18 protein-coding genes, 2 tRNA genes and 1 pseudogene are annotated in these 16,018 nt (G+C 51.8%); 4 read left to right on the plus strand and 17 right to left on the minus strand.

Going from position 1 to position 16,018, the window contains the following annotated elements; translation table 11 throughout:
* Positions 1-193: 193 nt before the first annotated feature.
* Positions 194-535: a winged helix-turn-helix transcriptional regulator gene (locus tag ACLD4F_RS05325; protein ID WP_023226656.1), complete on the minus strand. Its 342-nt coding sequence runs from the start codon at positions 533-535 to the stop codon at positions 194-196.
* Positions 536-649: 114 nt separating this feature from the next.
* On the opposite strand from ACLD4F_RS05325, the gene ACLD4F_RS05330 reads away from it, so the two are divergent.
* On the plus strand, positions 650-1,207 hold the full coding sequence (locus tag ACLD4F_RS05330; protein ID WP_024798295.1) for an NAD(P)H-dependent oxidoreductase: 558 nt from the start codon (positions 650-652) through the stop codon (positions 1,205-1,207).
* A 565-nt stretch (positions 1,208-1,772) separates the two neighbouring features.
* A pseudogene (locus ACLD4F_RS05335) lies at positions 1,773-1,871 on the plus strand (DUF4102 domain-containing protein); the annotation flags it as partial.
* A 242-nt stretch (positions 1,872-2,113) separates the two neighbouring features.
* On the opposite strand, the gene ACLD4F_RS05340 reads toward ACLD4F_RS05335, so the two are convergent.
* Positions 2,114-3,568, minus strand: coding sequence for an AMP nucleosidase (locus ACLD4F_RS05340; RefSeq protein WP_000428191.1), 1,455 nt, complete (start codon positions 3,566-3,568; stop codon positions 2,114-2,116).
* 45 nt (positions 3,569-3,613) lie between these two features.
* Between ACLD4F_RS05340 and ACLD4F_RS05345 the strand changes: the two genes are divergently transcribed.
* The gene (locus ACLD4F_RS05345) at positions 3,614-3,775 is read left to right on the plus strand and encodes a cytoplasmic protein (protein ID WP_079944179.1); all 162 of its coding nucleotides are present in this window, start codon (positions 3,614-3,616) and stop codon (positions 3,773-3,775) included.
* On the opposite strand, the gene ACLD4F_RS05350 is transcribed toward ACLD4F_RS05345, so the two are convergent.
* The 4 genes from ACLD4F_RS05350 to ACLD4F_RS05365 form a co-directional block, all read right to left on the minus strand.
* Positions 3,764-4,090: a DUF1493 family protein gene (locus tag ACLD4F_RS05350; protein WP_000228159.1), complete on the minus strand. Its 327-nt coding sequence runs from the start codon at positions 4,088-4,090 to the stop codon at positions 3,764-3,766. The two genes, ACLD4F_RS05345 and ACLD4F_RS05350, sit on opposite strands and share 12 nt — an antisense overlap.
* Positions 4,084-4,548, minus strand: a complete 465-nt coding sequence (locus tag ACLD4F_RS05355; RefSeq protein WP_047605665.1) for an STM2901 family protein — start codon at positions 4,546-4,548, stop codon at positions 4,084-4,086. The genes ACLD4F_RS05350 and ACLD4F_RS05355 overlap by 7 nt, the downstream gene beginning before the upstream one ends.
* A 421-nt stretch (positions 4,549-4,969) precedes the next feature.
* Positions 4,970-5,045, minus strand: a tRNA-Asn gene (locus tag ACLD4F_RS05360).
* A 140-nt stretch (positions 5,046-5,185) separates the two neighbouring features.
* Entirely contained in the window at positions 5,186-6,643 is a 1,458-nt protein-coding gene (locus ACLD4F_RS05365; protein WP_001542574.1) for an EmmdR/YeeO family multidrug/toxin efflux MATE transporter, read from the minus strand.
* A gap of 159 nt (positions 6,644-6,802) precedes the next feature.
* Between ACLD4F_RS05365 and ACLD4F_RS05370 the strand changes: the two genes are divergently transcribed.
* Positions 6,803-6,878 (plus strand) — tRNA-Asn (locus tag ACLD4F_RS05370).
* Positions 6,879-7,103: 225 nt separating this feature from the next.
* On the opposite strand, the gene ldtA is transcribed toward ACLD4F_RS05370, so the two are convergent.
* From ldtA to cbiK, 11 genes are all read right to left on the minus strand, one after another.
* Positions 7,104-8,033 (minus strand): L,D-transpeptidase, encoded by a 930-nt coding sequence (gene ldtA, locus ACLD4F_RS05375; protein ID WP_411010704.1) that lies wholly within the window; start codon positions 8,031-8,033, stop codon positions 7,104-7,106.
* A gap of 77 nt (positions 8,034-8,110) precedes the next feature.
* A complete protein-coding gene (gene cobT / locus ACLD4F_RS05380; protein WP_108638449.1) occupies positions 8,111-9,181 on the minus strand; it encodes a nicotinate-nucleotide--dimethylbenzimidazole phosphoribosyltransferase in 1,071 nt (356 codons plus the stop codon).
* Positions 9,182-9,207: 26 nt separating this feature from the next.
* The gene (cobS, locus tag ACLD4F_RS05385; protein WP_023201846.1) at positions 9,208-9,951 is read right to left on the minus strand and encodes an adenosylcobinamide-GDP ribazoletransferase; all 744 of its coding nucleotides are present in this window, start codon (positions 9,949-9,951) and stop codon (positions 9,208-9,210) included.
* The gene (cobU, locus tag ACLD4F_RS05390; RefSeq protein ID WP_000973145.1) at positions 9,948-10,493 is read right to left on the minus strand and encodes a bifunctional adenosylcobinamide kinase/adenosylcobinamide-phosphate guanylyltransferase; all 546 of its coding nucleotides are present in this window, start codon (positions 10,491-10,493) and stop codon (positions 9,948-9,950) included. Before cobU ends, cobS begins: the two co-directional genes overlap by 4 nt.
* Positions 10,490-12,010, minus strand: a complete 1,521-nt coding sequence (locus tag ACLD4F_RS05395) for a cobyric acid synthase (RefSeq protein ID WP_079944183.1) — start codon at positions 12,008-12,010, stop codon at positions 10,490-10,492. The genes cobU and ACLD4F_RS05395 overlap by 4 nt, the downstream gene beginning before the upstream one ends.
* Positions 12,007-12,822: an energy-coupling factor ABC transporter ATP-binding protein gene (locus ACLD4F_RS05400; protein ID WP_000881542.1), complete on the minus strand. Its 816-nt coding sequence runs from the start codon at positions 12,820-12,822 to the stop codon at positions 12,007-12,009. Before ACLD4F_RS05400 ends, ACLD4F_RS05395 begins: the two co-directional genes overlap by 4 nt.
* An 8-nt stretch (positions 12,823-12,830) precedes the next feature.
* Complete coding sequence (locus ACLD4F_RS05405) at positions 12,831-13,508, minus strand: energy-coupling factor ABC transporter transmembrane protein (protein ID WP_017441820.1); 678 nt, start codon at positions 13,506-13,508, stop codon at positions 12,831-12,833.
* Positions 13,495-13,776 (minus strand): energy-coupling factor ABC transporter substrate-binding protein, encoded by a 282-nt coding sequence (locus tag ACLD4F_RS05410; protein WP_000753212.1) that lies wholly within the window; start codon positions 13,774-13,776, stop codon positions 13,495-13,497. Before ACLD4F_RS05410 ends, ACLD4F_RS05405 begins: the two co-directional genes overlap by 14 nt.
* 1 nt (position 13,777) lies before the next feature.
* Positions 13,778-14,515 (minus strand): cobalt ECF transporter S component CbiM, encoded by a 738-nt coding sequence (cbiM, locus tag ACLD4F_RS05415; RefSeq protein ID WP_000764336.1) that lies wholly within the window; start codon positions 14,513-14,515, stop codon positions 13,778-13,780.
* Positions 14,512-15,225 carry a cobalt-factor II C(20)-methyltransferase gene (locus tag ACLD4F_RS05420; RefSeq protein ID WP_001013558.1) on the minus strand — a complete coding sequence of 238 codons (714 nt, stop codon included), beginning with the start codon at positions 15,223-15,225 and terminating at the stop codon, positions 14,512-14,514. Before ACLD4F_RS05420 ends, cbiM begins: the two co-directional genes overlap by 4 nt.
* Positions 15,222-16,016: a sirohydrochlorin cobaltochelatase gene (gene cbiK / locus ACLD4F_RS05425; RefSeq protein WP_000709784.1), complete on the minus strand. Its 795-nt coding sequence runs from the start codon at positions 16,014-16,016 to the stop codon at positions 15,222-15,224. The genes ACLD4F_RS05420 and cbiK overlap by 4 nt, the downstream gene beginning before the upstream one ends.
* Between the last annotated feature and the right edge of the window lie 2 nt (positions 16,017-16,018).

The following is a 16,018-nucleotide window of genomic DNA, read 5'->3' on the forward strand; positions in this document are numbered from 1 at the left end:
CCTAAATAGTGTGGAATAGCAGATCGCTTTGAGGGAACTCAGCCCGGATTGTGCGATCTGATCAATCGCTAAGCATCACCAGTCACCAGCCGGACTGAGCGATGCCAATCATTACACCGATCGCCGAAGTCTGCTATGAACAGTTGAGAATTACTCAGAGTTGTTCATCATCTGTATCCACACCACTAAATTATTAGTTGCGGTTTTTCCCACCCCAATCACACATTAAATCCAGAATTGGCATTAATGATTCCCCTCGTTTTGAAAGACTGTATTCAACTTTGGGCGGTATTTGAGGATACTCCACCCTATTGATTATTCCATCTTGTTCGAGTTCTTTCAGAGTATTACTCAGAGTTTTGAAAGAAATCGTACCGATGCGGCGTTTAAGCTCGTTGTATCGCATGACTGGTTTATTTTCATTTAACCAGTACATAACTATCATTTTATATTTCCCGCTAATTAAGGAAAGAGTATAACCAAAATCGGTTTCCTCCAGGTTGATACCAGTCTGTGAGCATGTCTCAGTCATCATTTACACTCTCCTTTTGGTAAGTATATAACCTAAATTTGCGTACTTCACAAACGACAGGGCCAATCATATACTCCTGAGTAACCCAATCGCAAGTCAGTCCTGAATGAGGAAATGATGAAAAAAACGCTTATAGTTGTCGCTCATCCAAATATTGAAAATTCAGTTGTTAATCAGTGTTGGATAAATGAGTTAAAAAAGTATCCTGATCAGTTTACTGTCCATGAGCTTTATAAAGCATACCCTGACGGCAGGATCAATATCGAGACTGAGCAAAGACTGGTTGAGCAACATGAGTCGCTGGTTTTGCAGTTCCCAGTTTACTGGTTCAACTGCCCTCCCATGTTGAAACAATGGCTGGATGAAGTGTTTCTTTATGGATGGGCATACGGCTCTACAGGCGATAAGCTGAAGAATAAAAAAATAGCTTTGGCTGTAACTGCCGGTATTGAACTTGCAGACTATATGGCGAATGGCCGTTATAAATTTACCATGCAAGAAGTACTTCGCCCATTTGAAATTACGATTAAATATGTTGGTGCTGAATATGTTCCACACTTTGCCTTTTATGGTGCAGAATATAACCCTTCCAAAGAAGTGATTAAAGAAAACGCAGTAGACTATGTTAAGTACTTAACTAAATTAACTTACAGTGAGTTAGTAACAAGTAATTAATGTTAATTTGATAGCCCGTTCTCATATATTTTCGCTTATGATGCAGTAAATAATATGGTTCTGCTTGCCGCATCAATTAGTGTCTTGATTGCCTTACTTGTAATTAAGCCAAAAGAACACAGTGAAATTTAACCGAACCATTACAAACCAACTCACAAATTTCGTATTGAGTTGGTTATCGTACTGATATTTTGGCTTTGGCACTCAGGTAATTACATAACCGATGTCCACTTTGACACAAAGCTGTCTGTCATGCCCACTTACGGCCAAAGAGTAATCTAAAACATGACAAATATCACATTTCAGAACAGTTATTGCGTTTGGAGCCTTATTGAGGGCCTCACTCCAATTTTAAAAATAAAATCTTCATAAATTCAATATGATAAATCAATATCAGCATCCAGTCAGAGGAGACAAATTCCTGTTTTCAGGCTTACTTATAAATTCTTATTACCGCAGATTTCAATAAGTTAGCGTGAAAATACCTCCCGATGCGCATCTGGTTTTTCCTGCGCATCCGGCGAAACTTTGGGCCATTTCAGTTCGATAATGGCGTGACCATCCTGTGTCTCTAACCAACGCACAAATCCGCAGTATCAAGCCTTTTGATAACCCCTTTAAACTGACCGATTCACACGATCTGTATCTGCTTGTTAATCCGGGCTGGTGGGTCAGGCGCTCAAGGAGCGCGAAGTGCGACGCAATGTTTTCGCCTTCCGGCGCGTTTCCTGCCGTAGACGTGATTATCAGCGACAGGTATCCGGTGATGGTGATGGAGCTCGCGGCACAATAAGGCCTTAGCGGGATGCAGAATCGCCTCCCGATAAGGCTTCACTCAGCCACTTTCCATATCATATAAATACGCCTCTTCCGCTCCTGTCCAACAGCAGGCGACAGCTCATTTCGTTAGCGAAACGGTGGCTCATTAAACGTGCGTAATTTACGTGAGTGCAAACGATCACCTTCTGCGCGTAGCAAATCAATAGCACGAATACCAATTTGCAAATGTTCTGAAATAGCCCCCTCATAAAACCGGTTTGCCTGCCCGGGCAGTTTAATTTCACCGTGTAAAGGTTTGTCAGAAACACAAAGCAACGTGCCGTAAGGCACACGAAAGCGATAGCCTTGGGCTGCAATCGTCGCGCTCTCCATATCAATCGCAACCGCGCGGCTAAGATTGAATCGCAACGCCGATGCGGAATAACGAAGCTCCCAGTTACGGTCATCCGTGGTGACGACCGTTCCCGTGCGCAGTCGCTGTTTCACCTCTTCGCCGGGCATTCCGCTAACCGCTTTGGTAGCGTCGTACAGCGCACGCTGTACTTCCGCAATGCTTGGAATCGGAATATCAGGCGGCAGAACGGCATCCAGCACATGATCATCGCGTAAGTAGGCATGGGCCAGCACATAATCGCCAATCGCCTGACTTTCTCGTAACCCTCCACAGTGCCCAATCATAAGCCAGACGTCAGGCCGCAACACGGCCAAATGGTCGCAAATCGTTTTAGCATTTGAAGGGCCAACACCGATATTTACCAGCGTAATCCCCTGCCCATCTGCCGTTACCAGGTGCCAGGCGGGCATCTGATGTTTCTTCCAGGCCAGATCGGAAATAGCCTCTTCCGGCGCTTCCGTTTCTGCCGTGATCCAAATTCCGCCAGCACAGGAAAGCGCGATATAGGGGCTGTCAGGATCAAGAATTTGGCTGCATCCCCAGCGCACAAACTCATCGACATAGCGGGTGTAGTTGGTAAACAAAACGAAGGGCTGAAAATGTTCAACCGGCGTACCAGTATAGTGCCGTAACCGGGCCAACGAGAAGTCAACACGACGCGCGTCGAAGTGCGATAACGGATAGAATTCGCCGGGGTGGAACAGACCGTCTGCTGTCTCATCGCCAATCTGTGCCAGTTCTGTGGTAGGAAAATGGCGCGTTAGCCCAGCGCTCATAGAACGATCCAGCGTCAGAGCCGAGCCATCGATCACGTAAGGATACGGGATCTCATGGTGCGAGGCCTCTACCGCAATATGCGCGCCATAATCATGGTAAACGAGGTTAAGCTGTTCCAGAAGATAAGCGCGAAATAGCGCAGGCCGCGTAACGGTAGTGGTATAACAGCCGGGATGAGTAAAGCGTCCAAAAGCGCGTGTTTTAGGCGGGTTCGGTGTCGCGCCATCCCAGCTTACAGACAGCGAAGGATAAACAAACAGTCCGTTAAGCCTGGCATGGGGATCGGGCAGCGTGCCGTTATCAACATAGTCAGCGATGGCTTCACGGAGCGCGTTAACCGACTGCTCGTACAGCTCCTCCAGGCGATCCAGCGCTTGCTCGGGCGTCAGGTTTGTGCCTTTATTTTCCATATTATTCTCCTTAGCGTTCACAGGTGAGGCACGTCATTCGATAGTATGACAGCAAAGGAAGAAACTAAAAGGGTTAGCGTAAGGGCGGCGGCAGTAAACATGAACCCTTTAAAAAGAAAAGAGAACTATCTTAGCGCCACCATCATCGCTCAAAAAGAAGGGCACTGGTACAGCCATTTGTTAAATTCATTAAAATTAGTCATATAACCATTTCCCGGCTTTTGCTGACTCGATCAGCATGCTGATAGTGAAATCTGGGACGGGTACAGGCTCCGTTTTCTTGAACGGATGCCATGAAAAAGGGTGATTAGGAAAATAGGTTTCTATTCTGAAGTTACCTCGCTCGACATTGAGTTTCTCGAAGAACTTATTCATGAGATCTTCGGCTTCAAGTTCATCAATGCTCAGATCAGTATCAAGGTCAATCTCTGGTGTTAATTCCACTTGCTTAATGTTGAACAGATATGTGCCAGCATAAGGCCGTACAAGCTCGTAAACTTGCTGTTCAATATTGTCTACCATAACTTATCATTGCCCCGAGCAATGGTATTGTAGTCGCGTATAGTGCGATATGTTATTTGTGACACATCTGCGGCAAGGATAATTTCCCCGATCAAAGGAATGGAACGTCCAACAAACGGCGCAATGTTACGAACCATAACACGTCTGGCTGTCCACGGGGTGTAACCGCCTAACCATGTCGGAAGGGATATTCCAAAGGGAAATTTTGACTTTTTAAACACTGCACGTGCAGTCCTGGACGCGTATGATGTGCCTTTAGTCGCTCCAGCGGGTTTCGCCCTTGTCCAGAGATTATTGCGACCTGATACCAGAGCAACAACGGCCCCGAAATCTGCAACACCAATCCCAAACTGGCTTGCGGTATTCTCACAAAAAATCATAAACAGAAGTTCGGCAGCAGTCAGATTGAATTTTCCTGCATAGAAGTATGTTCCATTTAGTTCTTCTACTGTATCCATTAGAAACTCTATAGCTGCTATTTTGGTTTACTTATTATACAGCCTTGTTTCGAATGAAAGAAATCAATCTTTTGGGAAAGAACGGATCAAGATCACGGGAAATATCTGAAATCAGATGAAAGAGACAGTCGCGATTCCCACCAGGGGCATCACCTGGCAAGCTTGTGTGATCGCTCCGTTTGAACCGAACACATCTATATGTCAGCATACTGATACGGGTTTGATCTTGCGGATAGCGGTATCGGTTAATGCCATCGGCGGGGGCTCCATTTTTCCAACGAACCGTGAAGCCTCCGATCAAGCCCTCAAGAAACTATGGATGTCAAAAAACCCGGTAAACCTTCTCAGGTCAACCGGGCAAAGATAATTTCTTGTTTTTTAAACGTTTCCGGACTCGCCAGGATGTCCCGAAACTAAAATTTGGCTCCTCTGACTGGACTCGAACCAGTGACATACGGATTAACAGTCCGCCGTTCTACCGACTGAACTACAGAGGAATCGTTTGAACGGGGCGAATATTAACGAGGTGCCCCTGGCTTGTCAAAGCCTGTTTTCACAAAAAAAGTTCGTTTGCTGTTTTATTCCACACTTCGGTTAAAATTCACCGTTTCCTGATGATTTTCACAGCAAAAAGCGCTTACTCCCTCTTTACGCGCGGGTATCTCCACAGCCAGCGCCCGCTTACCAGACGCCAGTAAAACAGCGCGCCGCGCACGGCCCAGTCAAGAAACATCCCCAGCCAAACCCCTACAACCCCCATACCCAGCACAATACCAAGCGTATACCCTGCCACAACGCGACAGCCCCACATCCCCAGCATTGATACCCACATCGCAAATCGCACATCGCGCGCGCCTTTAAAACCCGACGGCAACACCCACGCGGCCGCCCAAATTGGCATAAAGGCGGCATTAAGCCAGAGCAGAACTTTCACTACCTCTTTTACGTCCTGCTCCTGGGTATAAAATGAGGCAAACAGACCCGCGAACGGCGCTGTCCCCCAGGCAATTGCCGTAAGTACGATAGTTGACATCCAGAATACATGGCGCAGTTGACGCTCTGCCTGACCAATTTGCCCGGTACCAAGACGCTTACCGGTGATAATAGTCGACGCCGAACCAAGGGCGTTACCCGGCAGGTTGATAAGCGCCGCCACGGAAAAGGCAATAAAGTTACCCGCAATAACGTTAGTGCCCATTCCGGCGACAAACATTTGTGTCAGTAGCTTGCCACCGTTGAACAGCACTGACTCAATGCTCGCCGGAATACCAATACCCATCACTTCCCAGATAATGCCGAAATTCAGCGGCTTCAGATAGCTTTTCAGCGGAATGCGCAGCGCCGGATTAAAACCAATCATCAGCACCCAAATAATCGCTACCGCGCCGATGTAGCGCGAAATGGTTAACCCCAGCCCCGCGCCGGCAAAACCCAGCCCTTGCCAGGAGAAAGCCCCGTAAATCAGGATGCTGCTGATGATAATATTGAGAATGTTCATCCCGCCGTTAATCATCAACGGGATTTTCGTATTCCCTGCCCCACGCAGCGCGCCGCTACCGATTAGCGCAATTGCCGCAGCCGGATAACTCAGCACCGTCAGTTCAAGGTACGTTAACGCCAGCCCCTTTACTTCTGGCGTCGCCTCGCCTGCGACAATATTAATAATTTCACTGCCGAAATAATGAATGACCACTGCCAACACAACGGCAAATAGCGTCATAATCACCAGCGACTGGCGCGCCGCCGCCCTTGCCCGTCGCCTGTCGCGCTTGCCCAGGCTAAAGGCGACCACCACCGTAGTACCAAGATCGATAGCCGCAAAAAAAGCCATAATTACCATATTAAAACTGTCGGCAAGCCCCACGCCCGCCATTGCTTCCTTGCCCAGCCAACTGACGAGAAAAGTACTGAGCACGCCCATTAGCAAAACACAGGTATTTTCCAGAAAAATGGGGATAGCAAGTGGGGTGATTTCACGCCAGAACAACACCTTGTAACTCTTGCGTTTGGCATACCAGGGCGTACGGACAACAACCTGGCGTAAGGCAGTGGAGACGTTCAAAATGGACCTTAAAGAAGAGAGTTGAAACCACATTTCAATAATGAGCGAGAAATCGTAAGGCTGCAAAGCTTTTTGCAGAAAAAATGTCTGCAAATGCAACAAAGTGATGAGATAACCCGCAATCGAATCTGTAAGGGGTTAAATGGGGTTTGACAAAAATTTTTCCGCCGCTAATATACGACCCCACACGATTCCTCTGTAGTTCAGTCGGTAGAACGGCGGACTGTTAATCCGTATGTCACTGGTTCGAGTCCAGTCAGAGGAGCCAGATTTTAGTTTCGGGACATCCTGGTGAGTCCGGAGACGTTCAAAAAACAAGAACTTATCTTTACCCGGTTAACCTGATAAGGTTTGCCGGGTTTTTTGACACCCATAGTTTTTGGGGACTTAATCGGAGGGCTAGCGGTTCGTTGAGAAAATGAAGCCCCTGCCATGACACTCACTACTAATACAGATACTCCAGCCCATGAAAACCAGCAATGTGGCAGGATATTTAAAGGCCAGACCTGCACGCGCTAATGTTGACCGGCATTCCGGAACGGCGCTCCAGCACCTCATTAACCCGCGAAGTATCAACGCCATCCCCTTTGATAAACGTGCGCAGCGCTGGCGTAACGGGCAATGGAACTTTTTTGTCTGACTCAAATTCAGCACGGTTGCGAGAAAGCGGTTCGTGTACCTCCAGCCAACGACTGCCATCCGGCTCTACCGAAAATTTAACGGGCCTGTCGATAATCTGAACGCGGGTTCCTACAGGAACATGGTCGAATAAATATTTAATATCGTCATTGCGTAAACGGATACAGCCCTGACTGACGCGAAGGCCAATGCCAAAGTTAGCATTAGTGCCATGGATGGCATATAACCTGCCGATATATATTGCGTATAGCCCCATAGGGTTATCCGGCCCCGCAGGCACCATCGCGGGCAGCGTTTTTCCCTCTTTAGCATATTCCCGACGCGTATTAGCCGTTGGCACCCAAACCGGGCCATCTTGTTTGCGTTCAACCGCAGTTACCCAGTTGCGCGGCGTTTCACGGCCAGCCTGACCAATACCAATGGGTAGCACCTCAACCGTATTCGTGCCTGCGGGATAATAATAAAGGCGCATCTCGGCGACGTTTACCACAATACCTTCACGAACGGTGTCAGGCAGAATCAACTGCTGCGGCACCACCAGTGTGGAACCAGACTGAGGTAAAAACACATCCACGCCGGGATTCGCTTCAAGCATATTACTCAGCCCCTGACCGTAGCGGGCGGCAAATGACTCTAAGGGCTGAGTATTGTTCTGTGGTACGGCGATTGTGACAGGCTGTCCTACCAGACGACTGCCTTCGGGCGGCAACGGATAGCTTATAGCCAGCGAGAAATGGCTTACCAACAAGACGAAAAACGGAAAAAAAGGTGTGATACGACGCATTATATCCCTTCCTTTGTCGCGGCAGGTGTGCGTTAAGTATAGCTTTTTTCTCACATGGCTGGTGTTGTGCGCCCGGGTTATGTTGCGTTTGCGTTCCCCTCCGGCAGGACAATATTACTGGACGCTAACTCCCCCATATTGTGGAACATGGCGCACGCGGCTTCCACGATCGGCATCGCCAGCGCCGCGCCGCTTCCTTCACCTAACCGCATCGCCATATGCAAATAGGGTTCCATAGACAAATGCGCGAGCGCGATGCGGGCACCCTTTTCCGCCGAAAAGTGCGACGGGATCAGATAAGGTCTCACCGCAGGCGCAATCTGACAGGCCGCCAGCGCTGCCGAGTAGGAAAGAAAGCCATCCAGCAATACGGGTAAGCCACACCTTGCCGCGCCAAGCATCACGCCGGTCATCCCGACCAGATCGAAACCACCCACCTTCGACAACACATCAATGCCATCGCGCGGATTGGGCTGATTAATCGCAATCGCCCGCCGCACGACGTCCACTTTATTATCGATGCGGGAAGGCGGAAGATTCGCGCCAATCCCCACCACCTCTTTTGCATCACTTCCTGTAAAAACGCTGACCATCGCGGCGGCTGGCGTAGTGTTCGCCATTCCCAGCTCCCCTACGCCAAATAAGGTCACGCCGCGTTGCGCCAGGTCGCAGGTGTAGCGGGAAACCTCCAGCAAAAGCGCCTCAGCCTGCGAGCGACTCATCGCCGGGCCAACGGTAATATTTCCGCAGCCGCGCGCAACGCGCATATTAACTACGCCAGGAATAGGTTCAGCATCAATACCAACATCAATGACATGCACCTTAGCACCGGCCTGAGCGGCAAGCACGCATACGCCGGTTGTTCCCCGCGTCATATTCGCCGCCTGAATCGCCGTCACGATTTTGGGCGAAACCGCTACGCCTTCATCCCAGACGCCATGGTCGGCGCACATCACCAGCACCGCCTTTTCACCTACCTGCGGCGTACCGTTAAGACCCGGCATTCCCGCGAGCTGAACGGCTAAGGTTTCCAGTCTGCCCAGGCTGCCCGGCGGTTTGAGCAGGCCGTCAATATGTTGCTGCGCACGCGCCATCGCCTCGGCGTCCGGCGCAGGAATGTCACGGAGTAAAGCGTGTAGTGTCTGCATAAGATGTCTCGTCCGTAATAATCGGCTCATAACAGAGCCAGCAGAAAGATCAGTTCGCCAAGTTCGATCGCCGCGCCTAGCGTATCGCCGGTTTGACCGCCAAGCGTACGTTTAAGCAACTGGCCAAGGATGAAAATCGCCGCGAGTGTGACCACCATTGCGGCCAGTCCTTGCATACCAGGCAGTAATACCGTGGCGACGATTACCGCCAATCCCAGAGTAATGCAGGTTTGCCGTCCGCTGACTTTACCGATAAATACATTGCCGAGCCCCTCGTCACGGGCGTAGCGATGACGGTACATCAATAAAACGGCGCTGCCACGCCCAGCCGCACAGGCCGCCGCCAGCGCCGCCAACATTGGCGTTCCACGTAACGCCAGTTCACTGACCACCAGAATTTTTGCCAGTAGCACGAAAATAAGCGCCAGCCCGCCATGGGTTCCCAGGCGACTATCACGCATAATCTCCAGCATTCGCTCACGGCGGCGCGCGGAAAAAATGCCATCGCAGGTATCGGCCAGCCCATCCAGGTGAAAACCACCGGTCAGCAGCGCCAGCGCCAGAATACAGAACAACGCCGCTAGCGGAATACCGCACCAGGGTTGCAGGAGGATGAAAATCAGGCCGCTTACGCCCCCCAGAATCAATCCGATAAAGGGAAACATCACGATCCCACGCGAATACTGCTCGAAATCCAGTCCCTGCGACCAGCGTGACGGCACGGGCAAGCGGCTAATAAAAGCGAGCATGGCCCAAAACAGCTTACTCATTTAATTTTGACTCCAATACCTGAGACTACCAGCCAGACCTCATCCGCCGCTGCCGCCAGTCGTTGGTTGACCCGACCGGCAATATCACGAAAATGGCGCGCCAGACGGTTTTCCGGGACGATCCCCATTCCCACCTCATTTGTCACCAGTACCACTTTCGCCGGGCAGCGCTGGCAGGCTGCAATTAAAATCTGAATTTCATCGTCAATGGCGCGCTCCATCGCCGCGTAATCCCACTGTTCGGGATCGTTCTCGCCTCCCAGCGCAAACAGCAGATTCGTCACCATGGTGGTAATACATTCCAGCAAAATCGCGTCGTCAGGGGCAAGATCCGCGGTAATCAACGTATCAAGATGCCGCCAGCATTCTGCGGTCCGCCAGTGTGCCGGCCTGCCATCTTTATGATGCTGAATTCTCGCCGCCATCTCGTCATCAAGAATCTGCGAGGTGGCGATATACAGTACCTGCGGCGCATCGCCAATTAAGGCTTCAGCATGACGGCTTTTACCACTACGTGCCCCGCCCGTCACCAGAATCATCATACCGGCTCCTGATGTTGTTGCATGATGGTATAAATTTTATCAATATCAATATGTTGCCGCATCGCTTCCGCCAGCAGATCAAATTGCCGCGCTTTATGATCCGCATAACAAAAAGTCGTTTCCCACGGCGCAAGCCCTTTTCGCGCCCGTAACCCATTGACCACCGCACGGGTAAAGGCATCGCTGTCAAACAGGCCGTGAAGGTAAGTGCCAAACGCCAGTCCGTCGGCGGTGACCGCGCCATCCGCCACAGAGCATCCATTTTTCTGTAACGTCATGGCCGTACAGCATCCTTCCTGCAGCACCGTTTCCCCCATGTGAATTTCATAACCGCGTACCGGTAGCCCCGCCGCGGCAACCAGCCAGCCGGGCAGCTCGTCTGACATTGTCGCGTTAACCTGCGTCGTGGTTTTATCCTGTGCAAAGCGAGTGATCGTATTAAGCAGCCCCAGGCCCGGCTGCGTACCCAGCCCCGACTCCACCTCATCCACAATGGTGTCGCCCAGCATCTGGTAGCCGCCGCAAATCCCCATCACCGGCACGCCCTGCCGATGTGTCTGCAATACCGCATCCGCCATCCCGCTTTCGCGCAGCCAGGCGAGGTCGCTCAGCGTATTCTTACTGCCCGGCAGGATCACCAGATCAGCGTCAGTCAACGCTTCCGGGCGGCGAATATAGCGTATGCGCACATCCGGCTGCGCCGCCAGAGCGTTAAAATCCGTAAAGTTAGAAATATGTGGCAGTTGCACAATGGCAATAGTGATATCACGGGGGGCGTTACCGCGATATTTATCGTTTTGCAGCGCGACGCCATCTTCATCTTCCAGATCCACATCCAGCCATGGCATCACTCCCAGGACCGGGACGCCAGTAAGCGATTCGATTTGTTCGATACCGGAATAGAGTAGCGCCACGTCGCCGCGGAATTTGTTGATAATGACGCCCTTTACTCTGTCACGCTCCTGTTTATGCAGCAGCGCCAGCGTGCCATAAATAGCGGCGAATACGCCGCCCCGGTCGATATCCGCCACCAGAATAACCGGACACTGGGCCATTTCCGCCATTCCCATATTGACGATATCGCGATCGCGCAGATTGATTTCCGCCGGGCTTCCGGCGCCTTCCAGCACAATAACGTCATATTCCTGCGCCAGGCTGTTATAGACCGCAAGGATTTGCTCACGCAAACGCGGTTTATAGTCATGGTAACTCACCGCATCCATATTGGTCGCCACTTTCCCCATCAGCACGACCTGCGCCTGGCGATCGCTGGTCGGTTTGAGCAGCACCGGATTCATACGCACATCTGGCGTGATCCCCGCGGCTTCCGCCTGAAAAATCTGCGCCCGCCCCATCTCTTTACCATCCGGCGTAATACCAGAATTAAGCGCCATATTTTGCGATTTAAACGGCGCGGTACGCAGACCATCCTGATAAAAAATGCGGCATAAACCCGCCGCCAGCACACTTTTGCCGACGTCGGATGCCGTCCCCTGCAACATAACTGCCTGCGTCATGACGCCTCCCTGAATGCGCACTTTTGCATTCGATGAAAAAACTCCGTTTCTGTTTTACACAGCGGCAGTCCCAGTTGAGTATGAAGTTTGACCAGCCAGGGCTGGGTTAGCCCCGCTTGTTCCATCGCTTCCGTACACGCGAAAACCTCGCCAGGCGCGCCATGCGTCAGGATCTGGCCCTGGCGTAACACGTATACGGCATCGCTAATTTCATAAATAAGATCGATATCATGGCTGGAGATAATGACATGATTGCCCTGCGCCACAATCCGCCTGATGATAGCAAGCATCTGAGTGCGCCCTGCGGGATCGAGACCGGCAGTGGGTTCATCCAGCAATAGATAGCGCGCCTGTAGCACCAGCGCTCCGGCGATAGCCACACGTTTTTTTTGCCCATGACTCAAACACTGAATGGGCTGATGGCGAAAATGTTGGGCGTCAACCAGCGTTAGCGCCTCGTCGACGCGGCGCGTGATTTCCGCTTCCGGCACCCCCAAATTACGTAAACTAAACGCAATATCGCTATCGATATCAGTATAAAAAATCTGCTGTTCAGGGTCCTGAAAAACCGTCGCAACTTGCTGGCGCAGCGCCAGTAGTCCGCGCTTGCTGTAATCCAGCGGTTTTCCCTGCCACAACACGGCCCCTTTTTGCGGACGCAACAGGCCGCTCAGGTTCATAAAAAGCGTAGACTTCCCACAGCCGTTCGCGCCCACCAAACCGGTAACAGGCGAGAGCGAAAAATCCAGATTTAACCCTTTAAGTACCGGCTCATCCTGATATCGGAACCACAGGTCTGAAGTGGCAAGCATAATAGTCCTTACAGGTGAAAATCACCCTGATACAGTTTGATATCCAGCGTGGTGGTCATTTGCTGATAACGCATTAACACCCGCGTAAACAGGAGTCCAGTCAGCATTGCCAGAGATCGATAACCGTTCGGCAGGCTGCAATAACCAAAACGCAGCGTTTGCGCGCGACGAATTGCCACCGCCTCATCCAGAAGAATAAAGAGAAAGCGCCACGTTAACAGGATTTGCTCGGTAAGCAGGCGTGGAATATGCGCGCGCTTAAGCAAGCTAATTAACTGCGGAAACGGTAGGTTCATCACCAGCCACAACGTCGCGGACAGCGCCGTCAGGCTACGCCAGAACGTGTCATTCGCCGTGACCACGCCCGCACGGGTAATCCCGATCCAGTACGGCCCGACAGATATGCCAGCCAGCAGCATTTGCGGCTCGCGGCTGATGCTGAAGATAATCGTTATCACGCCGACCAACAAAAATCCAAAAGGTATCGCCATCCATCGACACCAGCGCCAGAGGGATATGCGCAATAGCCAACAGCTCAATCCGGCAATGATCAGCAGCTCAATGCCCTGCCCTACAGGCGGCAGAACAAACGCCAGTATCATCATCGCCAGCCACAGCAAAAACTTGCGCTGCGGCGCAACGTGTGCCCAGCGGCTTTGATAGCTGAGTCGATCAAGCCCGGTCATCACGGCGTTGTTTACCTTTGCAATACCCCAGGATATAAAAAATCACCGCCGCGCCAAGAGAGCCCTGAAGGGTAAACAGCAGGCTTTCAATTTCACCGCTGGCAGGTTCATATAACGGCTGAAACCAGGGTTTATACTGCGGCGCAATAGCCTGAATCTGGCTTTCCGCTTCGCCGTCTGAACCGCCATATTCACCGCCATGGTTAATAAAAAACGGCAGAATCACCAGCGCCACCACCATCGCTAACAACATCAACGTTTTTTTCATTTTAATGTCCTTGTACGGTAATCACTTGCCGTTTGGTTAACTGGTCATAAATCATGACGGTTAATAAACCTTCGGCAATGGCGACAGGAATCTGTGTGAGGCAGAAAATCCCCATAAACTTCACAACAGACCCTGTCGCTCCGGCATGGGGATCGGGAAACGCAACGCCAAGCTGGACTGAAGTCACAAAATAGGTCGCCAAATCCGCCAGCATCGCGCACAGAAAAACGGCGACATCACGGCGCAGTCCGGCACGGCAGGCCATTTTCCACACCAGATAACCGACAACCGGGCCAATCACCGCCATCGACATTCCATTTGCGCCAAGCGTCGTCAGGCCGCCGTGCGCCAGCAATAGCGCCTGAAACAACAGCACAACCGCGCCGAGAATCGCCACCACCCCGGGCCCGAACAAGATAACCGCCAGACCAACGCCGGTCGGATGTGAACAACTCCCCGTTACCGACGGAATTTTGAGCGCGGACAGGACAAAAATAAACGCGCCGCACAGCGCCAGCAGTACCTTCTGATGATTATCCTCCTGCACAATACGCCGTAAGCGCACCAGCCCATACCACAAGCAGGGTAAAAACAGTAACCACCAGGCCAGCGCCCACACTGGCGGTAAAAAGCCCTCCATGATATGCATCGCAAACGCCTGTTGCGGGACAACCATCAGCAATAGCGCTGCAGCCAGTCCACTGAAAGACAACTGTCGAAGCTGCTGTTCAAGTTTCATTCTGCATACTCCCACTGTTTATTGACCAGAATGGTCGAAAAATAGGGCAACGGTCGATCATCGTTGACCTCGTGGAGATGGCGCCAGCACTGCTCGCCGGGCAGCGTGGCCTCGGACATCATTAAGGCGCATTCCAGCAGGCCAGCCTGCGCCAGCAACGCTTTAATACGAGCGAACCGGCCATACACTTTCATCAACACCAGGCTATCATGCTGTTGTAGCGCCTGGGCTATTTCCGCTTCCGGCGCGGTACAAGAAATAACCGCCAGAGATTGCCGTTCTATGGCGAGCGGCATTTTCGCGCGGGCGGCTATCGCGGCGAAGGACGTGACGCCGGGGACAATCTCCAGCCACTCCGGGCAGCCGATTCGCTGGAGTAAAAAAATCCAGGTACTGAATAGCATCGCATCGCCCAGGGTAATAAAACCGACCTGTTTACCCGCTTTCACCTCTGCGGTAAGCGCGGCGGCAACCTCGTTCCAGACCGCTTCTTTCTCGGCGCCGTCAGCGCTCATAGGGAAATGGCAACAACGTACTTCCGTCTGCTCGCCGAGATAGTCGCGCACAATCGACAGCGCCAGACTATCGCCCCCCTTACGACCGGCGGGCGCATACAGAATGTCCAGCGAGCCAAGAATCCGCGCTGCGCGGACGGTTATCAGGTCGGGCGCGCCTGGCCCGGTACTTAATGCGTATAATTTACCGTTCATGCCGCCTCCTCTACCGCCATGTTCAGCGCCTGGTGCAAATGCGCGACAAACATCGCCCGGATAGCCGGGTTTTCTCCCAGCCCGCTCAGCCACGGCGTCGCCGGAATGCCCGCCGCGTTAAAGCGCATTTTCCATGAGTCGCCGTCGTCTGAAGCCATATCATTAATGGCGTGATCGCCCGCCACCAGCATTAATGGCATCAAATGTACGCCGGTGACGCCTTCGTCACGCAGGCTGTCGATCAGAATGTCGACCTCCGGGTAGCTTTCTACGGCGCCGACGCGCGCCGGGAAGCGCTGCGCGGTCATCATATGATCGAGACAGGCATAAGCTGCGAATGCGTGATGGCTGGCGCCGTGGCCCATAAAAACGACTTTCTCCGTTTGTCTGAGCGATGGCATCTGTTGTCGCAACGCCTGCATTAGCTGCACATAATCGTTATGGCTGCTCAGCAGCGGCACGCCCAGCGTCAGGCGAGTGAATAACGGACGCAAGAGTTGTACCTCACGGACAATTTTTTCATATTCGTCGCCGTTAATAATGTGCAACGACTGAATCGCCACGTCCTGATATCCCTGTGCGGCAAGCTTTTGCAAAGCCTGTAATGGCGTATCGATGTCGATACCGTCACGCTGGCGAAGCTTGCGAATGATCATTCCGGAAGTGAAGGCGCGAAACAGGTCGCGATCGGGACAGGACGCCGCCAGATCACGTTCGCACGCCACAATGTTTTTTTCACAGGTGTCGTGATAGCTGGTGCCAAAACTGACTACCAGAAGCGCTTTTTTCATTT

The sequence above is a fragment of the Salmonella sp. 741265050_HSA genome, assembly GCF_046569445.1.
Classification (GTDB): Bacteria; Pseudomonadota; Gammaproteobacteria; order Enterobacterales; family Enterobacteriaceae; genus Salmonella; species Salmonella enterica.